Genomic DNA, 3676 nt, shown 5'->3' with positions numbered 1-3676 from the left:
GCGAATACCTGGTGCAAGTCTCACTTCGTTCGTCAGATGGCCGGCGGCAACAGCCCGATGTGGTTATTTGTTTGCCAGACGGGAAACAGCTTGTGATCGATGCCAAGGTTTCCCTATCGGCCTATGAGCGTTTGATCGGGATAGATGATCTAGCCCAGAAAGAGTTTGCGATACGGGATCATGTTCGATCGGTTCGGAATCATCTCAAGGGGCTGTCACAGAAAAATTATCCTGCGCTTTACGAAATCAATAGCCCCGATTTTGTGCTGATGTTTATGCCGATCGAGTCGGCTTTCGGCTTGGCGATTCAGACCGATCCGGGGTTGTTTGCAGACGCGTTTGATCAGAATATTTTATTGGTTTGCCCCTCGACGTTGCTCGCTACCCTTCGAATTGTAAGCCATATTTGGAAGCAAGATCATCAGAATAAGAATGCTCTGGAGATAGCCCGTCAAAGTGGGGCTTTGTATGATAAGTTGGTTGGGTTTGTCGAAGACTTTCAGAAAATGGGACATCAACTTCAGTCGGCACACCAAACGTATGAAGAGGGAATGCGAAAACTATCATCTGGGCCGGGTAATGTGTTGGGTAAAGCGGAAAAGATCCGGAAACTGGGCGCGATGTCAACCAAGGTGATGCCGAACGGTATTCTATCGGACGGTATCCTGTCGGATAGTATTCTGCCGAACGAAGGGCCTATTGACGGGGATCGTGATGATCGGATAGTCTAGAAACAATATTGTAATATCAAAATAAGAGGGGGATTTCAAGATGAAAGCAGCAACAATCGGATTGGTAGGGGTATTGGTATTAGGAACAATGGCGTTTTCCGCGAGACCATTAGGATGTGATGATCCCGGAACTCAGCCCAAAGATACGTATGGAATGGAGTATAACTTCAATAACTTGAAGACGCATACGTTTACGTTTAAGCGTGGGATGACGGATCGATATGAGTTAGGATTAGCGGTGTCGCATGTGACGGATGGAAGTACGTTCCCGTATGATTTGGTTTGGGCGAATAAGTACCGCTTTGCGGATAAGCTCGGCGATTTGATTGATTCGGGTGCGGTACTGTCTTTCTCGAAGAACAGTGGCGGTGGGAATGAGACCTATTTGGGGGTGCTGAATTCCGGAACCATTCAAAATGTTCAAGTTAATGCCAATTTGGGCTATAACATGGTGGCTCAAACTTATTATTCTGCTATTGCGTTGGACTATCATGTGTTGCCGGGTGTCGCAGATGTGATTGCGGAGTATACGTCGACCAATGGGGTGAAGGGCTATCAGCTAGGTGGACGCGTGACTCAGGGGAATATTATGCTGGACTTGGCGTTTACGTTTGCACCGGATTCAACGCCGGCCTATCAAGCGACCAATATGGGATTTTGTTACAATTTTTAACCGTTTTCACGCGAGTTAATGTTCTTGTAAAGTAACCCTATCAGCTGTTCTGCGATTTTTTGACCGCTGTGATTTTCGTCGGGGAGTGCCAATCTTTGGATGGTGCTTCCCGGTTTATAGCCCGTTGAGAGCAGGTGTCCGTCATGTCTTGTTATAACCAAACGAGCTGTTTTCCGAATTTGCGTGGTCGGTTTTGATGCCTGGGAAAGCTCTCTAAATTGGTCGAGAAGATTCTGATGCTCAGTTGGATTCAGCTTCCCGGTTCGAAGAAGTCGATTGAGAATTTCCGTTATGTTTTTCACGTGGGCAGTGTAGTGTTTGGCCAATGCTGTTACGATGGACGGAGTGAGTTCGGGTAACGTGGGGATGAGGCTTTCAAGTGAGACCAGGTGCCGCTCTTGCCTTGTTGGGAGATGCTCAATAAGACTTTCAATGATGGTTGTAGTGGGTTGATCGAGCAGGTTGTAATAGGCAAAGAGATGATGTATCTTTTCGCTGTCACGCATGGGTTTCGTGCCGATTTTAGCAAGAATGTCCGTGGCATGTCCCTGATGAGATGAGGGGAAGATAGCGAGAAGTTGGTCGAGTCCGGTGACGGGAATACGATCGATGGCGAGGATCATGACGTCAGGGGTGGGATCTGAAATCTGCGAGAAAGTGGATAGAATGTCGGTTTTTTTGCAATCGCGTATGGTGAGGAGCTGGGCCTCTGAGTCTGAGGTGTTTTCCAGTCTTTGAAATAATAGAAACAGCACTGTACGTGACTTTTGTTCGCTGGCCTTTTTCATGGCCATTCTCAACAACGAATCGGATGCGTCGGGAAAGCTCTCCATGAGAAGGAATAGCTCATCTTCTGAGCAGAGGTTGATTTGATGCTGAATGAACGACTCCGTGATCGGAGAGTAGGGCGAGGTGAGTAAGGTGTGAACCTGCTGTATCATGCCGATGCCCAGAAGCCGATGAAGTTGAATGGCGTGTTCTAGTCCTGCGATGACCACGGTGTCGTTGGGTTGCTTTAGTTCCATAAGGAACTGTGTGACCTCTTGAGCTGTTTTCGAGAGTTGAAGTGCACCAAGATATTGTGCATTTCGCCAGGAGTTGAGCCATTCTTGGAGCTTCTGAAGAGGTGCGGGGCTGTCTGAAATCAGTTTTCTCTGATACATATTTAGGTATATATTTTCAAAACAAAGAGGCTATCCACTATATCCCTGAAGCCAGGAAAGAATTGGATTCTCTCTCATCGAGAGGGATTCAGAGCCTCTCTGAGAGGATAGGGGTACCGCACTGATCATCGCAACATGCTTGCCCCCATTTGCTTGTTGCAATACTGATCGCATCGCTGCGTAGGCTTGTGCAACGTGAGGGTGGGGAGACTGGTCTTTGCCTGTTTCGATGTTTGCTGCTAGTTCAGCGGTATACTCCATAAAGCCTACTTCAAACTGCCGCGCTGCTTCTCTTCGATCTCCAGCCATTACGGCATGATGCATTTTGACCATGTGCGATGCGGCATAATCCGTTGGGAAGGCGTTTCTGTCACCAGACTGCATCGCGTGTTTATATTTCGTGAACAGTGATTCCATTTTCTGGCCATATCCGCTGTTTTTGTTCTGTTGCCAAGCCGGGAGTAGTTTCTGGACGGTGAAGGCGTGGAAGCTCTCATGGGCGATGGTGTGGGCGGTACGTTCTCCGGAATAGTCTTGGTGAAAATCTGCTGAATCGAGAAATATCTTTGCTTGGTTCTGTCGTCTAACGGGATCATACCAACCTTGAATGCCTCCTACGCCATCTGCATGCTCGACAGAAATAGCTTGAACCGATTCTCGTTGTTCTTTGGGCAATTGTGCCAAAACCTGTTGTGCTTTGTTTTCTGCATGATTGGGTGAAGTCGGATCGGCGGGAATGAGTTTTCTTGGCTTGATGGCAATTCCATCGGGTCGAATGACGATGGTGATGGGCTGATCGTATGTTCTAAAGATTTCTAGAAGATGCAAGATCATTGCGAGCTGATTGATCTCACGGATCAATCGTTCAATCTCTTGTGCTTCCTGAAGGCGACGATCTTGCGCAGCTTGTTGTGTTCTTGCTCCACCCATTACAACTATGTCAGTCATGTGAATCTCCCGCCCAATAATTGTTTACCCAATAAAAATATATCGACGGGATATCGCACCAATCCCAGGAAGATATATGCGATTATCAGTACGGAAATTCAATTTTCTGATATATGCTGTAGGGCTTGATAATAAAGGGATTCAGCTTTTTTGACGAAGCG

Annotated in this window: 4 protein-coding genes; 2 read left to right on the top strand and 2 right to left on the bottom strand. The window is 47.3% G+C overall.

Going from position 1 to position 3676, the window contains the following annotated elements; genetic code table 11:
• A partial coding sequence (locus tag EJP87_RS14675) for a DNA recombination protein RmuC (RefSeq protein WP_130472609.1) occupies positions 1–731 on the top strand: 731 nt, incomplete at its 5' end.
• A 40-nt stretch (positions 732–771) separates the two neighbouring features.
• On the top strand, positions 772–1404 hold the full coding sequence (locus tag EJP87_RS14670; RefSeq protein ID WP_130472608.1) for a hypothetical protein: 633 nt from the start codon (positions 772–774) through the stop codon (positions 1402–1404).
• Here the strand turns inward: EJP87_RS14670 and EJP87_RS14665 are convergent.
• On the bottom strand, positions 1401–2429 hold the full coding sequence (locus EJP87_RS14665; RefSeq protein ID WP_130472607.1) for a hypothetical protein: 1029 nt from the start codon (positions 2427–2429) through the stop codon (positions 1401–1403). The genes EJP87_RS14670 and EJP87_RS14665 overlap by 4 nt on opposite strands.
• 168 nt (positions 2430–2597) lie before the next feature.
• Entirely contained in the window at positions 2598–3515 is a 918-nt protein-coding gene (locus EJP87_RS14660) for a hypothetical protein (protein ID WP_130472606.1), read from the bottom strand.
• Between the last annotated feature and the right edge of the window lie 161 nt (positions 3516–3676).

The organism is Candidatus Magnetaquicoccus inordinatus (assembly GCF_004217665.1).
GTDB classification, from domain to species: Bacteria; Pseudomonadota; Magnetococcia; order Magnetococcales; family Magnetaquicoccaceae; genus Magnetaquicoccus; species Magnetaquicoccus inordinatus.
Note: the sequence above shows the minus strand (reverse complement) of the source record. Positions and strands in the feature narration are given on the sequence as shown.

Coding starts and splice junctions, on each gene's coding strand:
- EJP87_RS14670 (WP_130472608.1), top strand. CDS start 772: ATGAAAGCAGCAACAATCGGATTGGTAGGGGTATTGGTATTAGGAACA.
- EJP87_RS14665 (WP_130472607.1), bottom strand. CDS start 2,429: ATGGAACTAAAGCAACCCAACGACACCGTGGTCATCGCAGGACTAGAA.
- EJP87_RS14660 (WP_130472606.1), bottom strand. CDS start 3,515: ATGACTGACATAGTTGTAATGGGTGGAGCAAGAACACAACAAGCTGCG.